Source organism: Gardnerella vaginalis ATCC 14018 = JCM 11026 (assembly GCF_001042655.1).
GTDB classification, from domain to species: domain Bacteria; phylum Actinomycetota; class Actinomycetes; order Actinomycetales; family Bifidobacteriaceae; genus Bifidobacterium; species Bifidobacterium vaginale.
Genome location: NZ_AP012332.1, coordinates 1,594,208 through 1,614,228 on the forward strand (window position 1 = coordinate 1,594,208; position 20,021 = coordinate 1,614,228).

Here is a 20,021-nt window from a genome sequence, read left to right on the forward strand (position 1 = left end):
AATAATAAGATGCTATGAGATATTAAGCTAATGCAGCGAAGCATGCCATGCATAGAAGCAAATAAGTTACGGTATCTCATAAAAAATAACAGAAAATATCATAATATAAGGATACATATGAAGAGTACAAAGTTCTACCGTAATGCAGCAATGTTGCTCCTCGCGGGCGCAACTATTGTTCCACAATGCTTAGCAGCACCAGCAATGGCCGCTCCTTCCGCTAAGGATTCTGAACCAGCTACATCTTGCGCAGCTAAGAAAGACTCGTTGAATAATTATTTGTGGGATTTGCAATACGATAAAACAAACATTCTCGCCCGTCATGGCGAAACCATTGAGAACAAATTCTCCAGCGACAGCTTCAACAAGAACGGTGAATTCGTTGTTGTTGAGCATCAGAAGAAGAACATCACCAATACAACTTCAAATTTGTCGGTTACTTCCGCCAACGATGATCGCGTATACCCAGGTGCTCTTTTCCGTGCTGATAAGAATTTGATGGACAATATGCCAAGCCTGATTTCTGCAAACCGCGCTCCAATAACGTTGAGCGTTGATTTGCCGGGATTCCACGGCGGCGAAAGTGCTGTAACTGTTCAGCGCCCAACCAAGAGCTCTGTAACTTCCGCAGTGAACGGCTTAGTTTCTAAGTGGAATGCACAATATGGAGCAAGTCATCATGTTGCAGCTCGCATGCAGTACGATTCTGCAAGCGCACAAAGCATGAACCAGCTCAAGGCTAAGTTTGGTGCTGATTTTGCCAAGATTGGTGTTCCGCTGAAGATTGATTTCGATGCAGTACACAAGGGTGAGAAGCAGACTCAAATTGTGAACTTCAAGCAAACTTACTACACCGTAAGCGTTGATGCACCAGATAGCCCAGCAGATTTCTTTGCTCCTTGCACTACGCCAGACAGCTTGAAGAACCGTGGCGTTGACAACAAGCGCCCACCAGTTTACGTGTCAAACGTAGCTTATGGTCGCTCAATGTACGTAAAGTTCGATACCACCAGCAAGAGCACTGATTTCCAGGCTGCGGTAGAAGCAGCAATTAAGGGCGTAGAAATCAAGCCAAACACCGAATTCCATCGCATTCTCCAGAATACTTCTGTTACTGCAGTGATTCTTGGTGGCAGCGCTAATGGTGCAGCTAAAGTTATTACAGGCAATATCGATACGCTTAAGGCTTTGATTCAGGAAGGTGCAAATTTGAGCACCTCTAGCCCAGCGGTTCCAATTGCATACACCACTTCCTTCGTCAAGGATAACGAAGTAGCAACTTTGCAATCCAACAGCGATTATATTGAAACGAAGGTTTCTTCTTATCGCAATGGCTACTTGACTTTGGACCACCGTGGAGCTTATGTAGCTCGCTACTACATCTACTGGGATGAGTACGGCACCGAAATTGACGGCACTCCTTACGTGCGTTCTCGCGCTTGGGAAGGCAATGGTAAGTATCGTACAGCTCACTTCAACACCACTATTCAGTTCAAAGGAAATGTACGCAATCTACGAATCAAGTTGGTTGAAAAGACTGGTTTGGTTTGGGAACCATGGCGCACAGTATATGACCGTTCTGATTTGCCACTAGTTCGTCAGCGTACTATTAGCAACTGGGGCACAACCTTGTGGCCTCGCGTTGCTGAAACTGTAAAGAACGACTGAATTCATAACACATGATTAAATATAGAAAAATAGAAAAGTAAACACAGGAAAGGGCTTTATCTTGTAGTCAGTTACGAGATAAAGCCCTTATTGTTTTTGCAAAATATTATTTGCAGAATATTTAAATATTTTAGATATCGCGCTAAATATCGCGATGCTTTTCCACAACGTGGCCAATTGCATACATGACTACGCCCCAAGCAAGAACCACCAAGCCTGATTGCCACCATGTAAAAACATATGCGTTTGGTGGAAGCTGTGCACCCGAATTAGGGGAGCCGCCCAAGAATTTCTCCACCGCTGTGGCTGGCAAAAGCTGTATAAGTATTGAATTCCACTTCGCGAAATTGCTTGCAAACATAATAATGCTAAGAACACTAGGCAAAATCATCACGGCTCCAATAACGCACATAATTCCGCCAGCAGTTGACTTGCAAATCATGCCAAAGCCGTACGCCATTGCTGCTACAACAACCATAATTGCAGGAGAGCCAAGAAACAGCGTAAGAGGCAATTTCCACGCGTTGCTTCCAGATAATCCAGAAGTGTTGTCTCCTATAAAGGCTAATTCTGCAGCGCCTAGCGAAACTGCCATTGCAATAAGTTGCACTACAAAAACGTAGATTGCAACAGCAATAAATTTAGCCGTAAAGAACATACCCCTTCTAGGTACAGCAGTAAGAGAAGCCTGAATCGAAGTTGTAGAATGCTCCGCGGTTACAGCAAGCACTGCAAAAATCGCTAGAACAATCAAAGATACAGAAGCAAAACTAATAACTAAGTGGAAAATGCTATCTTGAGATGCAATAAGGCTACTTTTATTGCTCGGCCCAACAGTAATTGCAGCGCTTGATTTGCCTTGATTTGCTCCATTCTTAATGTCAACTTTAGACATTGCTTTTTGCACAATCGCTATAATAAAGCTAAAGATTACTGGCAAAACAATTGTTAATGCCATGCACCACCAGGTGGATGCAAGTCCGCGCAACTTAACAATCTCGGATTTAAGCGTGTGCATAAATGTTAGGCGCAAGTGTTGAGCGTTCATGCTGCGGCCTGTTTTGTACGCGTTGGATTGGTGTGCGTTGAACTCAGAAGATTGCACTTGTTGATTTGCTACTTGCTCACTCATTTTGCACTCTCCTCATTATTAGATTGCTCTACGTTTTGTTCACTCGGCTTTTGTTCACTCGGCTTCGAGCCGCTGCTAGGAACAGCCTTCGTTACATACTGCTCTTGACCGTGTGTAAGAGCCAAATATGCTTCCTCAAGTGACGCGTGCTCGTAATTAAGCTGATATACCAAAATTTGATTATCCGCAATTTCTCGCGCAATCTGACTTAGTTCGCAATCTGTTATTCTAAAAAGTTCGCCTTCTTGAACGTCTTGAGGTGTGCGATTATCTGGCAAAATCTTGCACTCAGGATGATTTTGAGCAAGCACTTGCTTTAGCTTTTCGCCTTCTGGAGTTACAAGTCGCACAGCGTGCTGCGAATGTGCGTCAACAAAATCTTGAACCGTTGTGCGCTTCAAAATCTCGCCATGCGCAATAATCACAAGGTTATCTGCAGTAAGCGCAACTTCGCTCATTAAGTGCGAGCTAAGAAGTATTGCACGGCCTTCGCTTGCGTAATACTTGCATAATTCACGAACCCACTTAACGCCTTCTGGATCTAAGCCGTTAATTGGCTCGTCCAAAATAAGATTGTGCGGATCTGCTAAAAGAGCCGCCGCAATGGAAAGACGCTGGCTCATACCAAGCGAGAAAGATCCTGCTTTGCGGGTTTTAACACTTGATAATCCAGTAATATCAATCACTTCGTCAACGCGCTTTTTTGATATTCCGTGAGTTAAAGCCAATGAATACAGGTGATTGTAAGCCGTACGGCCCCTGTGAGCAGACTTTGCGTCAAGAACTGCGCCAACTTCTGTCATTGGGGATACGATTTTTGCGTAAGGTTTTCCGTCAATAAGAGAAGTACCACTATTGGCATGAATAAGATTTAACGCGCAACGCATGGTGGTAGATTTACCAGCGCCATTAGGTCCTAAAAAGCCTGTGACTTTGCCGTCTTCGGCGACGAAAGAAACGTCGTTAAGCGCTGTTTTTGCGCCGAAACGCTTTGTAATATGTTGAAATTCTAACATAAATTAACAATATCACAAATAAAAAAAAATACACCTAAAATGTAAGTGTTTATGAGTACAGGCTGCTGCATTTTGATTAATATTTTTGTTGAGATCTTGCTGATGAAATTTTAATTAATCTCTTATTAAGATTCAGCAATTTGGTGCTGCATGTTGCGCAATCCACGCGTGCATGGAAACAGCTGCGGCTGCTCCTGCGTTTAGCGAGCGAACAGAGCCAAATTGCGAAATGTAAACAACGTCATCCGCCATTTTTAGTGCTTTTTTAGAAAGACCAGGACCTTCCGCGCCAAAAAGCATAAGGCAACGTTTAGGGAACTTGTAGGTTTCCATAGCAACTGCGCCTGGAATAATATCGAGCGCTATAACGCGAGCGTTTTTAGCGTCTTGTTCCTTGATATTTGCGATTTTTTCGGCTTCTTTATTGCCATCTGCTTGTGCTTTAAGCAAAAGTTGATGCGCTTCTTCTGTTTCTCGTGCTATATTTTCGCGCCAATTAGTTACTAGAGTTTCAATAGTTGGGCAGCACTCAACGTATTGGTAAAGCTCAGTCATTAACGAGCCTTTGCGATTCCATTTATGAGGCCCTACGATATACACTTTTTTCGCAGTAAACGCGTTTGCAGTGCGAACCATAGAGCCTATGTTGAAATCGTGAGTCCAATTTTCTACAGCTACTTCAAACTCATGACGGCCTTTAGAATCGAGATCCGCTTTTATATCTTCTACTTTCCAGTATCGGTAGCAATCTAAGACGTTACGCTGGTCGCCTTCGTCTAGTAATTCAGCGCTAAACCGCACATCGTAATTTGGCGATTCTGGATTATCTGGACGAGGCTCACCTGGATGTTCTTCTTCCCATGGGCCAACTCCTATAGGTCGGAATTCTGGCTCATCGGAAGCTTTTGCAGCCAAAGTAATTGGATTCGGTTCGTGCATGTATAAGTTTTGCTCCGTTTAATACTTTTGCTTAGTATTGGCAGCTAGTCTTTGCAGCTAGTCTTGGCAGCCGTCTGTTACGCAATCTCCTGTGCAGTCTGACTTGCAGTGACCGCCACAGCAGTTGTCTTCGCAGCACGGCTCAGTGCAACCGTCATGCTTGCAATCGCCAGTGCACTCTACTTTGCAATGGCCACCGCAGCAATTATCTTCACAGCAAGGCTCAGTGCAACCATCATGAGCACAATCACCCGTGCATTTAACCTCGCAATGACCGCCACAGCAATGATCGTTGCAGCAATCTTCGTGTTCTGCATCTGCGCGTAATTCTTCTTCACCGAAAGCTTGAACAAATGCCATTTTAGTACTCTCCTTACTTATTGGATTTACTAATTGAAGATGCCTTGTGCCTTGTTCGTCGGCGTCAACACCACCAATTAATGCAACTATAGCAAGAATTTGCGCGCCTTGCTGATTAACAATGCCAAAATCAAGACTTAATTCATTTCCGTGTCGTAAAGTCACAAGCGAAGAAGTTTGAACATACGATTTTTCAGAAAGCCAAGAGTCAAGTAACAATACTCGCTTGCCTTTAACTGACGGACCTTTTGTTGCAGGGAAAACAAAATCCATAACAAAGCCGTCGAGTGCAATTCCTTTACGTTCTGCAGCATGAATAAGCGCAAAAACCATAGGCACTGCAGCAGCAGTTAACGCTCCAACTGCGTCAACATCGCGTTCTAACGAATACCCAGCTTTCTCAATTGCATCAAAAAGAACATCACCAACCAACTTGGAGCCGCGCTGAGCAAATGTAACAGAAAACAGTTCACTAAATGGTTTCGCACTCATATCCGCACAAAGCATGCGCTTAAGTTCCGCGCGCTCTTCTTGTAATTCTGTCATTTTGCACTCCTTAGCATTTAGAGTTGTTCAATTTTTGATGCTTTAATGTTTTTATGCTTAACGATCTTCTACTGATACTTCCGGAGCGCTCAGCTCTTTAACATCAGCTTTATCAGAATCTATAAGATCTATTGAAGCAATAACTTTACTTTGATCTAACTTCTGAAGTTTACGCGCTGTTACCAACACTCGCGACTCAAGCGAGGAAGCAAACTTATTGTAAGCTGCAACTGTTCTTGCCAAAGATACGCCAAGTTTTGAAGCATTTTCTCCAAGAACCGCAAAGCGATCGTACAATTCTCTAGATAAATCGAAAAGTTCTTTCGCATCATCTGTAAGACTTTGCTGCTGCCATGCGTACGCAACAGACTTAAGCACAGCCCACAAAGTAACTGGGGAAGTGAGTGCTACTTTTTGCGCAAAGGCATCATCCATAAGCGTTGGATCCGCTTCAAGAGCCGCCTGAAGCAACGCTTCGTTTGGAATAAATGCAACTACAAAGTCTGGTGCTGTTTCAAAAGCCTGCCAATACGCTTTAGCTCCTAATACTCTAACATGCTCTCGCAAAGCCTTAGCGTGCGCTTTTAGAAGCTCGCTCCTTCTAGCTAATTCTTCGTCACTTGCGTTATCTGGGATTTCGCAAGCACGCTGATAATCCGCATATGGAACTTTTGCATCAACTGGAATTGTTTTGCCTCCTGGCAGATGCACAACCATATCTGGCCTCTGCTGTTCGCCATTTACTCCAGTTACAACAACCTGCGTATCAAAATCAACGTGCTCAAGCAAACCTGCAGATTCCACAATATTCTTTAGCTGAGCCTCACCCCAAGCTCCGCGAACCTTGTTATTACGCAATGCTGCAGAAAGCGAACTAGTTTCGCGGTCAAGCCTTGTTTGCTGCTCGCTTAAGCCTTTAAGCTGAGTGCTCAGCACACCCATTTCTTGCTTGCGTCCTTCTTCAATCTGCGAAACTTTATTCTTCAGAGCTTCAAGATTGTCTTTTACTGGAGCAAGCGCTTCCAAGACTTTACCTTGCTCTTTCAAAGTTTTTTCACGATTTAATCGTTCGCGTTCTTCTCGCTCTGCACGCAATTGTTCTTCGCGATTCACTCGCAATTGTTCTGCTTGCTGCGCTTTTAGCAGCTCAGACTCCACAAATTTCAATCGCTCAGCAAGCTGCTCTGCTTGAGTGCGATACCGTATAGCTTGATTGCCATTTTCCTGCGCTTGAGCGCGCGCTTGTTCATACTGCGAGCGCAATTCGTTAAATTCGCGTTGGCTTACGCCATTAGAGCCTTGCGTTCCATTGTTGTGCTTAACAATAGCCAGCACAACAATGGCGGTTATTACGACAGCAACCACCATTAAAACAAACATCACAATATTATCGAACATACGTTCTATTAAACACTATTGAGTTGACTTTTGAAACATAATTAGACACGTCTTTTAAGCACGTTCAAAATAAAGCAATCCACGTCCACACGTGCCGCTCCATAGGCAAACTGCAATTACAGTAAGCACAACAATGACGTATAACAATATGGATTGTCCAGGAATTACAGGCAAAGTTCCAGAAGGATACCATCGCAAAATCAATCCAATTTTACTTTGCAAACCTTGTGTAGCAATATTCATCACCACTAAAAAGACACCAAATGCAAGACCGTAAAACCTTCCAAAACAGGCTAATCCAATCATTATGAGCACAATATCAATCCACGCATTACCTAAAATCATCTGCAATGTACTAAATAGCTGCAAGTCAACTATACGAACAATCAACACTGAAGCGCCAAATGAAACAAACAAACACAATAAAGCAGCACTCAATGCATATATTCGCAACCTTTTCATCACGAAACGTTCCCACGATACCATAATCGGAGCAAGACAAACGAATGCCGCGGCAATAAACCCAACTACAATAACTTCATACAGAGGAACAACAAAATTAACAACACTACTACCAGATTGACATTGAAACGTTATACCTCCTACCGCATTATGCACATTAGCAGAATCCGGCAAACAAATATAACCAACATAAACTGGCAACTGCGTTACAAATGATCTGAATATAACAAGCATTAAAGAGGGAAGGACTACGGACAATAAAATTGCAACGATTGCAACAATATAATGCCTACCTTCAAGCCAAGCGCGAAAATTATTTTTCATGCTTATCACCAAGTTCCGATAAGACTTGTTGTGGAGTTATGCGGCATTGATTAAGTTCTTTAACATGATTTTTTACAAATTGTTTCAGCTTAGCATCATCAGCATTATTAATACTCATAGCCACTTTATCGTTTGCTTCACCTGGAATAAATCCATATGACCCATACACATCATTACTTATACGAGAAGGAAGCTGAGCAAGCAAAAATGCTGTAACAGAAGCGTTTGAATCAAGATTCTTTTTTACATATACTTCTTTCATAGCATTTGATGCACATTTTGCAGGCACAAATCTTTGTAACACTTCTTGAGCGATACCAGTCATATCACCATATTTCTCAGAACGCCTAACAAATGTATCTGTTTGTTGTTGAATAACAGTAGCTTTAAGATTACGTAACTTTATTAAACCACTATTAGTAAGATTCCAAGATTTTTCAGTATTTGTTGGAGTAAACGCATTTCCAAGCACAAGCACAATTCCTTTGCCTTGCGAATCTCTCTGATTCTTAGGAAACCAAGAAGCAACAGTTTTCAAATGTTTAACAGCACGAAGTTTACGAATATAAGCTTCTTCAGGATGTACACAAACAGAAAAAGCAGTATCTTTAAACGTCGTACACTGAGGCACAAAAGGTCCAGAGCGAATCCAAGGTTTTGGACCCCACATAGCTATACAACAAGCACATACTATTGGCATAATTAAAGAAATACTTATTGCTTTTATGCACCAATAAGATCCCTTTTGCCAAAAATATCTAATATGCGCGCAACAAAGAATGCATGAAACGATAACAACACACACAAAGAATATGCGCAAAGTCACCAACCATGGGTTCATTCGCAAACCAGGCTCAGCACCAATACCAGCATCCGACACTGGAAGTATTGCGTATAAACTACTACCCCAATATCTAGGAAAAATATCTCCCTGAGGGATAACGCCATTACGCATTATAATGACGCCATAAATACAGCACCAAATTATTGCAAAAGATAATAAAGCTGATAATACAATTGCCCAACGATTGCCAATAATTACCCCTAAAGTAAAACCAATTGCAAAAAATGCACTCGGCGTCACGCCTCCACACAATAGTGGAAAATACGGAAAATTTGTAATATTTACATCACTCTGAATTACTGTTGGCAATATACTTACGCAATATAACAAACTGCACAGTATAGCGCCTTTTAGTATAGGAATAGCGTAACGACTGGCTGATTTTCCTGCACACCACGCAGAATTGACCAAACATCTGGGCGAGCAAGCTTTACATGAACACCATGCGCCAAAAATGCAAGCAACAATATCAGACAAACAATGCATCCATGTGACATCAATTCTTAACCAAAGCGCATAATTATTATTATGCGCTAAAAAATTTGCCACACCCAAAAAAATAGGATATGCAATCAAAAATAAGCTAAAAATACAACTGCTTATTAGAGATAATGGGGACATAATATGTGAAACAATCGTGCACTTCTTATGACTTTTCGTAAAAAATCTGAATTCAGTTAAAAAGTTAGAATATTGACGCATATTTAATCACATCCCTACTCACTACCACATTAACAAAATAAGAAACTATACATATCCAGTTACTGCTACTACTCACTTTTATGAAATTTAGATAGCAAATGCCTATATCCTGATTCCCATGGAGTTACCATAAGATCTTCACGATTAGCATACTGAAGAAGATTATCCATTTTCCCATCAAGCAATATAATTCCTTCATTAAGAACTATAACCCGATCCGCAATTACTGCTAAATCTTCTACTAAATGTGTACTGACAATAACAGTATGCTTTTGCGAATAAGACTTAAGAAAATTACGAATATCAATACGCTGCTCAGGATCTAAACCAACAGTAGGCTCATCAAGTATTAGTACTGCAGGCTGACTAGCAATCACACAAGCAATACCAGCACGCTGACGCTGACCTCCTGATATTTTAGCAACGATGCGATGTGCTTGTTTTTCCAAGCCAACCTGTTTGAGAGCATTCCAAGCAGCTTGATACGCAGCGCTCCACGATAAACCTCGCGCCCATGCGGCATATTGAACATTTTTTAACACACTCGATGCATTCATAAGTTCAAATGATTGTGGCAAATAACCAATATTTGACCGAGCTTTAGCCCTTTCCGCACGACAAGTTACATCAAAGCCATGAACAAAAAGTTTCCCACTAGAGGGAGCATAAATCGTCGCTATAACGTTAAGCAGAGTAGTTTTCCCAGCACCATTTGGCCCCAAAAGACCACATATGCCAAAAGATAAATCTATAGAAAGATTATGCAAAATTTGTTTTTTCCCATACGAAAAATTCACATTAACAAGTTGCACATCTGAGCCCGTATATGATTCTTGCATATCTCACCACTTAATAACTAGACTACTTACCTACAACTTCGTATATTTTCTCTGTCTATTCCAACTACAGAACCACTCATCTGAGCATAAGCTGAAATTGGCACAGTATAAACAATAGTAGCAAGCGCAACTATTGCAAATCCTTTCTTTGCGAACATATTCGTATCTCCATTTTCAATCTGCTTCATAACGTATTCAGCCTTGAATACGTACATATATTTTATGATAATTCAATATAAAAAAAATAGATTTTTATAAAAACCAATTAAAATTTTAAAAGATATGCATATCCTATAATGCCAATTATCAGCAATAACTTGAAAAATTAAGGGGGATTCCACCTTTTTATTTCAAGTTCCTTCTACAAATATTTTTTATTTAGATACAAAAATAGCGTGCTGTCTAATGGAAAATAATCCAATAAACAGCACGCTTTGTTTTATTTGACTATATTATTTGACTACATTAAATAATGCAGGCACTACGCAATCTTTAGGGTTACATGGTCGCTAGTATTCTCACAATCCGCAACTACGCGAGCCCCATCATGCACCTTGCCAGAAAGCAACAATCGCGCAAGTTGATCGCCAATTTCCGTTTGAACCAATCTACGCAACGGACGAGCACCGTAAACTGGATCATAGCCATGCTCCGCAAGCCAAGCGCGAGCAGAATCACTCACATCCAAGCTAATACGGCGATCACTCAAGCGTGCAGCCACTTGACGAACTTGAATATCCACAATTCCGCCAAGCTCTTCGCGGCTCAACGGATGGAACATAACAAGCTCATCCAAACGGTTAATGAACTCTGGCTTAAACTCAGCGTGAACAGCGTTCATAACAGCCTTGCGCTTAGCATCATCATCCAAGCCCTCTTGCACAAGGAATTGCGAACCCAAGTTTGATGTCATAATCAAAATCGTATTCGTAAAATCAACTGTTCTACCTTGCCCGTCAGTCAAACGACCATCGTCCAAAACCTGCAACAAAACGTCGAATACTTCTGGATGTGCCTTCTCAATTTCGTCAAAAAGCACTACAGAATACGGGCGGCGTCGCACGGCTTCAGTAAGCTGGCCGCCTTCCTCATAGCCAATGTAACCAGGAGCAGCACCTATAAGCCGTGAAACGGAAGCCTTTTCCATGTACTCGCTCATATCAATGCGAACCATTGCGCGCTCGTCGTCAAACAAGAAGTCGGCAAGAGCCTTTGCAAGCTCCGTCTTACCAACGCCAGTAGGACCCAAGAATAGGAACGAACCAGTTGGGCGATTCGGGTCTGCAATTCCAGCACGGCTTCTGCGCACAGCATCCGCTATAGCGCGGATTGCTTCGCTTTGGCCAACAACGCGCTTAGAAAGCTCCTTTTCCATGTTGAGCAGCTTCTCATTTTCGCCTTGCATTAAGCGACCAACAGGAATGCCAGTCCATTCGCTAACAACTCCTGCAATAGAATCGGCATCAACCTGGTCTGGGACCATTGGCTCTTTCGCTTCACTCTTAGCATTAGCAGCCTGTGATTCCGCTTCTTCCAAAGCTTTTTGAATGCTTGGAATTTCGCCATACAAAATACGGCTTGCCTGCTCCAAATTGCCTTCGCGCGTGAATTTGTCGGCTTCTACGCGCTTAGCATCGAGTTGCGCTCGCAAATCACCAACCTTGTTATGGCCAGCTTTTTCCGCATCCCAACGCGCTTTCAATCCAGTAAGCTTTTCGCGCGAGTTTGCTAATTCTTCTTGCAACTTTTCTAAGCGTTCTTTAGCAGCAGCATCTTCTGCTTTCTTTAATTGCATTTCTTCCATTTCAAGACGCGTAACTTTGCGCTGCAATTCGTCGATTTCTTCTGGCTGAGAATCAAGCTCCATGCGCAAGTGAGCTGCCGCTTCATCCACCAAATCAATCGCCTTATCTGGAAGCTGTCTACCAGTAATATAGCGGTTTGAAAGCGTTGCTGCAGCTACGATTGCATCGTCACTAATCGTCACCTTGTGGTGTGCTTCGTAACGTTGCTTAAGTCCGCGCAAAATCGTCACCGTATCTTCAACAGATGGCTCGCCAACAAATACTTGCTGGAATCTGCGTTCAAGCGCCGAATCCTTTTCAATATGCTCGCGATACTCGTTAAGCGTAGTTGCACCAACCAAGCGCAGCTCACCGCGCGCAAGCATTGGCTTAAGCATATTGCCAGCATCCATTGAACCTTCTGCAGATCCTGCGCCAACAACAGTGTGAATTTCGTCAATAAACGTAATAATTTGACCGTCCGATTGCTGAATTTCCTTCAACACTGCCTTTAATCGTTCCTCAAATTCGCCACGATACTTCGAACCTGCAACCATCGAAGCCAAATCGAGACTGATAAGACGCTTGTTTTGCAAAGTCGTAGGCACATCTCCTGCCACAATTCGCTGAGCCAATCCTTCTACAACTGCCGTTTTACCAACGCCTGGCTCGCCAATTAGCACAGGATTATTCTTCGTGCGGCGAGAAAGAATCTGAATCACGCGGCGAATCTCCTGATCTCGCCCAATCACAGGGTCAAGCTTTCCTTCGCGAGCGCGCGCAGTCATATCAACAGAATATTTTTCGAGCGCTTTGTAGTTGCCTTCCGCGTCTGGACTTGTAACTTTCGCGCCTCCGCGCACAGTTGGCACAGCCTTGCGCAACGCATCTGCAGAAACATTGTGCTTTTTGAAAATATCCGCAACAGCATTCGGCGCGCTTGCAACTATGCCAATAAGCATGTGCTCTGTAGAAACGTATTCGTCTCCCATTGTGCGCATTTCTTTTTCTGCCTGGCTTAACGCAGCCAAAAGCTGACGACTTGCGTCTGGCTTAGTTGTAGTTGAGCCAGTAGATGAAGGCAATGCCACTAATGCGTTGCGAATTTCAGCGCCGATTTGTTGCGCATCTGCACCAGTCTGTGCAATAAGCGCGCGCACTACGCCTTGCTCTTGGCGAAGTAAGGCATCTGCCAAATGTAACGTATCTACTTGCGCATTGCCAGCTGCCGCCGCGCTTTGCACAGCATCGCTTAATGCATCTTGCGCTAAGGTTGTAAACTTTTGTTCCATATTTACCCCCATTTGCACCGCTATCTAGCGGATTTTAGGTGATTTGCGTGCAATTTTTGCAATTACGCTCAAACCACATTCCGTCAATTTCTAAAACTTGAGTCTACTACACTCAAGTTTTGTTTTCAAGATGTTTGTGGCGTTTCCTTATACAACGGTTGCTTGCGACTTTTCCTAAGTATTTTCCTAAGTATTAAATATGTCGTAATCTTAAAAATATGAGAATTGCACGTTTTTCCTATAATGAAGTTCCTCAATACGCGTTTGTTCAAAAAGACGAAGCAGACGGCAAGGATTATTTAGTAGCGCTAGAAGGCCATCCACTAAGCCCTCAAGGAGTTAAACCAACAGGCAAGCGCTACGAGTTAGACGCCGATGGCGTGCGCCTGCTTGCACCAGTAATTCCTTCAAAAGTCTACGGATTGGCAAAAAACTACGATACGCGTTCTGCCGAAGAGCGCGCATCTTCTGCTGCGTCGTCAAGCCACACGGCAGCAGACATGGTGATTTTTACAAAGCCGAGCACATCTGTAATTGGCCCAGACGACCCAATTGTTATTCCGGCTTTTTCAAACGATATGAATTTTGAGCCAGAAGTGGCTGTTGTTATGGGCAAAATCGCCAAAAATGTGTCGGTAGATAAGGCAATGGACTACGTTTTTGGCTTTACATGTGTAAACGACGTGACTTTGCGTGATTGCGCAGGCAGCGATCCAATGTTTACGCGCGCAAAAGGATTCGACACGTCTTGCCCACTTGGTCCATGGATTACAACCGAGCTAAATTGGCGAGACGCGCATATCTCGTTTACGCTTAATGGCGAAAATGTTCCGGAAGCTGACGGCACTACAGCGCGATTGATTCACAGTATCCCAGAGCAAATTGCTGCGATTTCAAGCTTCTCAACGCTTCTTCCAGGAGATGTTATTTTGACAGGAACGCCGTATCCAGCAGGAACTTTGCACGCTGGCGACGAAGCGATTGTGCATGTAAATGGTATTGGTTCGCTGCGCAATGTGATTATGCATGCGTAACGGCAATAAAAGTAAAAGATGAAAATCAGAAGCTAGACAAAACTTAATACTACACAAATGCGCGCGGGCCAAAGATTGCCGAACCGATTCGGACCATCGTCGAACCATCGGCAATCGCCCACACAAAATCGCCAGACATTCCCATTGAAAGCTCTAATTTTGCAGAGTTTCCATCATGATCTTGCGCAAGTTGTTCACTCACGCAATCTCTAATTTCTCTCAATTTTGCAAAACCGCTTCTCACTATTTTTTCATCATCCACGCGCGCTCCGAGCGTCATAAATCCGCGCAAATTAAGTGCAGTCAGGCTAGATATAGCGAGAGCTTCGTCAATCGCACGTTCCGGCACACATCCGGATTTTGTAGCTTCTCCTGAAACATTCACTTCCAACATAACGTCTGTGCAAAGTCCCAAATTTTGAGCGCGAGCAGATATTTTTTGCGCAAGCTCAATGCCGTCAACCGACTGAATACCATTTGCAAGCGGCAAAACTTTGTTTATTTTATTGCTTTGCAGCTGACCGATTAAGTAGAGCGGAATTTTTCCATTTACGCCAACGCTTAAATTCTCGCGAGCAGCTTGTGCGCGTAAAATCTCGGCTTTTGCGACAATTTCTTGCGGACGATTTTCCCCAATTACGCGCACTCCAGCTTTAAGCGCTGCCATAATTTCGCCAACATCTCGCGTTTTAGTTGCAGCAAGCAGCGTAACCGACTCAGATTTGCACCCATAATGCGATTCGGCTTGAGCAATGGCGTCTTGCACGCTGTGCACGCCGTCGGCAATTTGACGCGCGCGAACACAATCTACCTCAGTATTCGCTAAATCTTTTTGCGTCATGTATGCCATTTAGTGCCCCAATCTATCATTCTAAATACATAGTTTAGTCGAGGAAGGGCACGGATTTGTCTGCTAGGTTTGCGCGAACAGAATTCCACGGCGTTTCGTCGCTTTTAAATAACGCGAGCGCATCTGCAGCGCTCATATCTGCTGGGCGAGTTTGCCCAGGATTTTTATATCCCAAAAGATACATGCAATAGCCAATCATGCGCTCGGCGCTCCAACCAGCTTCTCGAAGTGCGCCAACATCAAGCGAATGTTTACTTTTGGCGAGTCGCTCGCCTTGAGCGTTATCAATTAGTGGCAAGTGCGCAAATTGCGGACGCACATAGTGCACGCCGTTAGCCGCAAAAAATCCAGATTTTTCAAGCAATTCACCAATCCAAATTTGAAGAGCCGCCGAACGCAGCAAATCACGTCCGCGCACAATGTCGTTTACTCCCGAAAGCACATCGTCAACAACAACCGCAAGTTGATAAGAAAAAACGCCATCCGCGCGACGAATCACCATGTCTCCCAAGTCGCGATTAATGTTAAACGATTGCGCACCAAAAATCGCGTCTATAAAACTCACATTCGCTTGGTTTAAATCAGCAGTCGGAACAGCAAGCCGCAAAGAATGTTGTTGATTATTTTGCAAACGCTTTTCGATTTGCGCCAAGCCTTGCGCATTTTTGCGAAGATTTCTGCACGTACCGGGATAGCGTATAAAGCCGTCGCCTTCTTGCGGCGCTGCAATCGCGCGAATATCGGAACGCGAGCAAAAACACGGGTAAATCAGGGAATTCCCGTCTCCGTCTTGCAAAGATTCTAACGCATCAAGAGCTTCTTGGTAGAGTGCAGTGCGCTCATGCTGATAAGTCGGCTCACCAACCCAATCAAGCCCAGCCCACTTCAAATCGTCAATCACTCGCGCGCTTGCATCTTTTGGCATTCTAGCAATATCGAGATCTTCCAGGCGCAAAATCATGCTTCCACCTTGCGACTTTGCAGAAAGCCAAGCAGCCAACATTGCTACCATATTGCCAATATGCATACGTCCAGAAGGAGTCGGCGCAAAACGACCAATTGCAATAGGTGACTTAGAAAACATGATTTCGTCTTTCTAATATCTTTCTTAAAATCTTTCTTAATAAGCACAAGTTTGCAAAGCATAAACTTGCAAAACAAGAAGCGCGTAACGCATTCATACTAGCATCACGCGCTTCTTACAACCGCAATTAATCACAATCAATAACAATTAAAAGCAACTGTTTTATGCAAATAGCGACTTAAACATAAGCACGCCCAAGATTGCGCCGGCAATAGGGGCTACGACTGGAATCCACGCCTCGCCCCAACGAGAAGAACCCTTGTGTGGAATAGGCAAAATGGCGTGGAGCAAACGCGGCATAAGGTCTCGAGCAGGATTCAAAGCAGGACCAGTCGGACCACCCATAGAAGTCACCAATCCCCAAACAACAAAGCCAACTACGATTGATGCTCCAGCCAAATTCTTCTCTCCCCAAGGAGAAGTAAGGCAGCAAAGCGCAGCCAAAACAAGCACGAGCGTGCCAAAGAATTCGTTTAGGAAGTAGTTAAGCTTGTTATTGTAAGCATCCGTAGTGCAGAACGTGCCAAGAATAGCCTCTGGCTCTTCGGTTTCGTTGTAATGTGGCAAATAAGTTACGTACACAATAAGCTGACCGACCAATGCGCCCAAAAGCTGAGCCACAATATACGGAAGTACGTTTGACCAAGGGAACATTCCGCAAACAGCTTGCGCAATTGTCATAGCAGGATTTATGTGCGCTCCAGAAATTCCACCGAACATTAGCACTGGGAACATAACGCCAAAACCATAGCCCATAGCAATGTTTAGCCAGCCTGCGTGATGACCTTTAGTGTTTTTAAGTTCAACATTGGCAACGGCTCCATTGCCAAAAATCATAAGAATGGCAGTTCCAATAAACTCGGCTGCCAACATTACTGTAAATGAATGTTGCATGGTCCTTCGATCCTTCTTAATTGTTTTGCTGCTTTTGCTTTTGTGCCACATCTCATTTTCAAAGAAGCTAAGAAAATGAATCCAGCAATTATTATTCCAACAATTATTCTTTGATAGTTTCCCCTATGAACACGACACTGCGAGTAAATATCAAATCAAAAGAGGCCCGCCACACTGGCGAGCCTCTTACTTACAAAAACAATCTTCAGCGGTTCTATCTGCACAACATCCTCGTTGCAACGGTAAAGTCTTATGTATCCGTCCAACGTAATTGGAATCTAACATCCATACATTTTCTGTGGTCTACCGCTCTTTTAATTTGTTCTTGTGATTCTTATTATTACTGTTTTTTGTTCTTTAGTAAAGTACAAAACCATCTTTGTTCACATATTGTAATTAGTGTTCATTCGAACATAAAAAATAGATGGTTTTGCATCATTTTGTGAATATGCAATGGTTGTCATGTTCAGATGCGTTCACATATTGCAATTATCGGCGTGTCGAGCACGCGCAGCTGCCGACACTCAGTCGCGCACATCCCTTACAGCGCATACAATTACGGAGTATGGTACAAATTTTTGACGCTCCCTCAAAGGCGATTCTGCGCGGTCAAATTGCAGAGCACATCGCCGAAGACGAAAAGGCAGAAAAGCGTGAGGCTCGTGAGGGCGAGCTACCGTTGCCAAAAGATCGCTTCTTTGACCGCGAGCTTAGCTGGTTAAAGTTCAATCGTCGCGTGCTTGAGCTAGCGCAAAATACTGATTTACCACTTCTTGAACGCGCTAATTTTGCAGCCATCTTTGCTTCCAACCTAGACGAGTTCTTTATGGTTCGAGTTGCAGGCTTAAAGCGCCGAATTGACTCAGGAATTGCAGTAACCGCTGCAAGTGGGCTTAGCCCGCGTCAGCAGTTGCGCGCAATTAGCGAGGTTACGCATCGTCGTCAAGATGAGCATGCGCATTATGTTATTGACCACATTTTGCCAGAGCTTGCTAAGCAGCGCATTGTTATGCTCAGTTGGGACAAACTTACGCAATCCGAAAAAGATAGACTTTCAGACTATTATCGCAAGCAGGTTTTCCCAGTATTAACGCCACTTGCAGTGGATCCTGCACACCCGTTCCCATATATTTCTGGCAAGTCTATTAACTTGGCTGTTATTGTAGAAAATCCAAATTCTGGCAAATCGCATTTTGCTCGCGTAAAGATTCCAGATAATTTGAATCGTCTTGTTCCAGTTGACGATTTAACCGACGAAGAGGGTCGCGAAGAGCGCTACGGCTTTATTCCTATGGAAAAGTTGATTGCAGCACATTTGGAATCGCTTTTCCCAGGCATGATTATTAAAGAAGCGCGATCTTTCCGCGTTACGCGTAACGAAGATATTGACGTTGAGGAAGACGATGCAGAAAACTTGCTTAACGCTATGGAAAAGGAGCTTTTGCGTCGTCGTTTTGGACCGCCTATCCGTCTTGAGATTTCCGACGAAGCTAGCCCATTCTTGTCGCAGCTGCTGGCTAATCAGTTGCGTGTAAGCCCAGAGGAAGTCTATCGTTTGCCTTCGCCGCTAGATATGACGGTTCTTTTTGAGTTGCAGGCGCTGGATCGCCCAGATTTGAAGTATCGTCCGTTTATTCCTACTACAAATCGCCAGATTGCAGAAGTTGAAACTAGCCATGCGCAAGATATTTTCGCTTCGATTCGTGAGCATGATATTTTGCTTCATCACCCTTACGATTCGTTCTCTACTTCTGTTCAAGCGTTCTTGGCGCAGGCGGCGGCAGATCCAAAGGTGCTTGCAATTAAGCAAACGCTGTACCGCACGTCTAGCAATTCGCCAATTATTGACGCTCTTGTTGACGCAGCACACGCTGGCAAGCAGGTTCTTGCGCTTGTTGAGATTAAAGCGCGATTCGACGAAGACGCTAACATCGCTTGGGCGCGTAAGCTTGAGCGCGCAGGCGTTCACGTTGTTTACGGCATTGTTGGATTGAAGACGCATTGCAAGCTTTCGCTTGTGGTTCGCCAAGAAGCCGAAGGATTGCGCCGCTATTGCCACGTTGGTACTGGCAACTATAACCCTAAGACGGCTCGCCTTTACACAGATTTGGGCTTGCTTACTTGCGATCCTGTAGTTGGTCAAGATTTGACTCGCTTGTTTAATCAGCTTTCGGGTTACGCTCCAAAGTCTAGTTTCCATCGCTTGCTTGTGGCTCCTCGCACAGTTCGAACGGGCATTATTGAGCGAATTCGCAGGGAAGAGGCAGCGGCTCTTGCTGGAAAAGAAGCGTGGATTAAGATTAAAGTCAATTCTGTTGTTGACGAAAAGACGATTGACGCTTTGTACCGCGCGGCTCAAGCTGGAGTAAAGATTGACATTGTTGAGCGTGGAATTTGCTCGCTAAAGCCTGGCATTGAAGGATTGAGCGAGAATATTCGAGTTCGCTCTATTCTTGGCAGATTCCTTGAGCACAGCCGAATCTATGCTTTTGCTAATTCTTGCGGTCCGCAAATTGGCGATGGTCCTGCAAGTGGCCCAGAAGTGTGGATTGGCTCGGCCGATTTGATGCATCGAAATCTTGATCGCCGCGTTGAAACACTGGTTCGCATAAGCGCTCCAGACCAGGTGGAAGCGTTGATTCAATACATTGATTTGCAAATGGCTGATTCAACAGTTTCTTGGTGGATGGATGGAGATGGCACATACACGCTGCATTCTCGCGATTCCGAAGGTCGTCCTCTAGTTGACAGTCAGGAATATCTAATTCATACTCACACACGCAAACCTCGAGGTGTGAACTGATTGCGAGTAACTAATAAACAATAGGCAAAGAGCCAGATTCAGCAATATGA

At 43.9% G+C, this 20,021-nt stretch carries 16 protein-coding genes; 3 read left to right on the top strand and 13 right to left on the bottom strand.

Features of this window, described 5'->3' with window-relative positions:
* Window positions 1-117: 117 nt before the first annotated feature.
* Window positions 118-1,668, top strand: a complete 1,551-nt coding sequence (gene vly, locus GAVG_RS06260; protein WP_004573633.1) for a cholesterol-dependent cytolysin vaginolysin — start codon at window positions 118-120, stop codon at window positions 1,666-1,668.
* Window positions 1,669-1,810: 142 nt separating this feature from the next.
* Here vly and GAVG_RS06265 read toward each other — a convergent pair whose 3' ends face one another.
* The 10 genes from GAVG_RS06265 to clpB all read right to left on the bottom strand — a co-directional run bounded on the left by GAVG_RS06265 (window position 1,811) and on the right by clpB (window position 13,306).
* Entirely contained in the window at window positions 1,811-2,800 is a 990-nt protein-coding gene (locus tag GAVG_RS06265) for an ABC transporter permease subunit (protein ID WP_009993690.1), read from the bottom strand.
* Window positions 2,797-3,816 (bottom strand): ATP-binding cassette domain-containing protein, encoded by a 1,020-nt coding sequence (locus GAVG_RS06270; protein ID WP_004573631.1) that lies wholly within the window; start codon window positions 3,814-3,816, stop codon window positions 2,797-2,799. The genes GAVG_RS06265 and GAVG_RS06270 overlap by 4 nt, the downstream gene beginning before the upstream one ends.
* Window positions 3,817-3,948: 132 nt before the next feature.
* Window positions 3,949-4,755, bottom strand: coding sequence for a TrmH family RNA methyltransferase (locus GAVG_RS06275; RefSeq protein ID WP_004116368.1), 807 nt, complete (start codon window positions 4,753-4,755; stop codon window positions 3,949-3,951).
* A 57-nt stretch (window positions 4,756-4,812) separates the two neighbouring features.
* The gene (locus GAVG_RS06280; protein WP_004573630.1) at window positions 4,813-5,661 is read right to left on the bottom strand and encodes a type I phosphoribosyltransferase; all 849 of its coding nucleotides are present in this window, start codon (window positions 5,659-5,661) and stop codon (window positions 4,813-4,815) included.
* Between the two features lie 57 nt (window positions 5,662-5,718).
* The gene (gene rmuC / locus GAVG_RS06285) at window positions 5,719-7,059 is read right to left on the bottom strand and encodes a DNA recombination protein RmuC (RefSeq protein ID WP_004137617.1); all 1,341 of its coding nucleotides are present in this window, start codon (window positions 7,057-7,059) and stop codon (window positions 5,719-5,721) included.
* Window positions 7,060-7,113: 54 nt separating this feature from the next.
* Window positions 7,114-7,845, bottom strand: a complete 732-nt coding sequence (locus GAVG_RS06290; RefSeq protein ID WP_004137763.1) for a hypothetical protein — start codon at window positions 7,843-7,845, stop codon at window positions 7,114-7,116.
* Window positions 7,835-8,929: a hypothetical protein gene (locus GAVG_RS06295; RefSeq protein ID WP_013399345.1), complete on the bottom strand. Its 1,095-nt coding sequence runs from the start codon at window positions 8,927-8,929 to the stop codon at window positions 7,835-7,837. Before GAVG_RS06295 ends, GAVG_RS06290 begins: the two co-directional genes overlap by 11 nt.
* Before the next feature lie 530 nt (window positions 8,930-9,459).
* A complete protein-coding gene (locus GAVG_RS06300; RefSeq protein WP_004116382.1) occupies window positions 9,460-10,230 on the bottom strand; it encodes an ABC transporter ATP-binding protein in 771 nt (256 codons plus the stop codon).
* 26 nt (window positions 10,231-10,256) lie between these two features.
* Window positions 10,257-10,445, bottom strand: a complete 189-nt coding sequence (locus GAVG_RS07160; protein WP_013399346.1) for a hypothetical protein — start codon at window positions 10,443-10,445, stop codon at window positions 10,257-10,259.
* Between the two features lie 266 nt (window positions 10,446-10,711).
* Complete coding sequence (gene clpB, locus GAVG_RS06305; RefSeq protein WP_048653139.1) at window positions 10,712-13,306, bottom strand: ATP-dependent chaperone ClpB; 2,595 nt, start codon at window positions 13,304-13,306, stop codon at window positions 10,712-10,714.
* Window positions 13,307-13,524: 218 nt separating this feature from the next.
* Between clpB and GAVG_RS06310 the strand changes: the two genes are divergently transcribed.
* Window positions 13,525-14,340 (top strand): fumarylacetoacetate hydrolase family protein, encoded by an 816-nt coding sequence (locus GAVG_RS06310; RefSeq protein WP_009993595.1) that lies wholly within the window; start codon window positions 13,525-13,527, stop codon window positions 14,338-14,340.
* 49 nt (window positions 14,341-14,389) lie between these two features.
* On the opposite strand, the gene GAVG_RS06315 is transcribed toward GAVG_RS06310, so the two are convergent.
* The 3 genes from GAVG_RS06315 to GAVG_RS06325 form a co-directional block, all read right to left on the bottom strand.
* Window positions 14,390-15,190, bottom strand: coding sequence for a YggS family pyridoxal phosphate-dependent enzyme (locus GAVG_RS06315; protein WP_009993596.1), 801 nt, complete (start codon window positions 15,188-15,190; stop codon window positions 14,390-14,392).
* Between the two features lie 34 nt (window positions 15,191-15,224).
* A complete protein-coding gene (locus tag GAVG_RS06320) occupies window positions 15,225-16,274 on the bottom strand; it encodes a glutamyl-Q tRNA(Asp) synthetase (protein WP_009993597.1) in 1,050 nt (349 codons plus the stop codon).
* A 162-nt stretch (window positions 16,275-16,436) separates the two neighbouring features.
* Window positions 16,437-17,168, bottom strand: a complete 732-nt coding sequence (locus tag GAVG_RS06325) for an MIP/aquaporin family protein (RefSeq protein ID WP_009993599.1) — start codon at window positions 17,166-17,168, stop codon at window positions 16,437-16,439.
* A 565-nt stretch (window positions 17,169-17,733) separates the two neighbouring features.
* Between GAVG_RS06325 and GAVG_RS06330 the strand changes: the two genes are divergently transcribed.
* Window positions 17,734-19,971 (top strand): RNA degradosome polyphosphate kinase, encoded by a 2,238-nt coding sequence (locus tag GAVG_RS06330; RefSeq protein WP_004114108.1) that lies wholly within the window; start codon window positions 17,734-17,736, stop codon window positions 19,969-19,971.
* Window positions 19,972-20,021 lie beyond the last annotated feature (50 nt).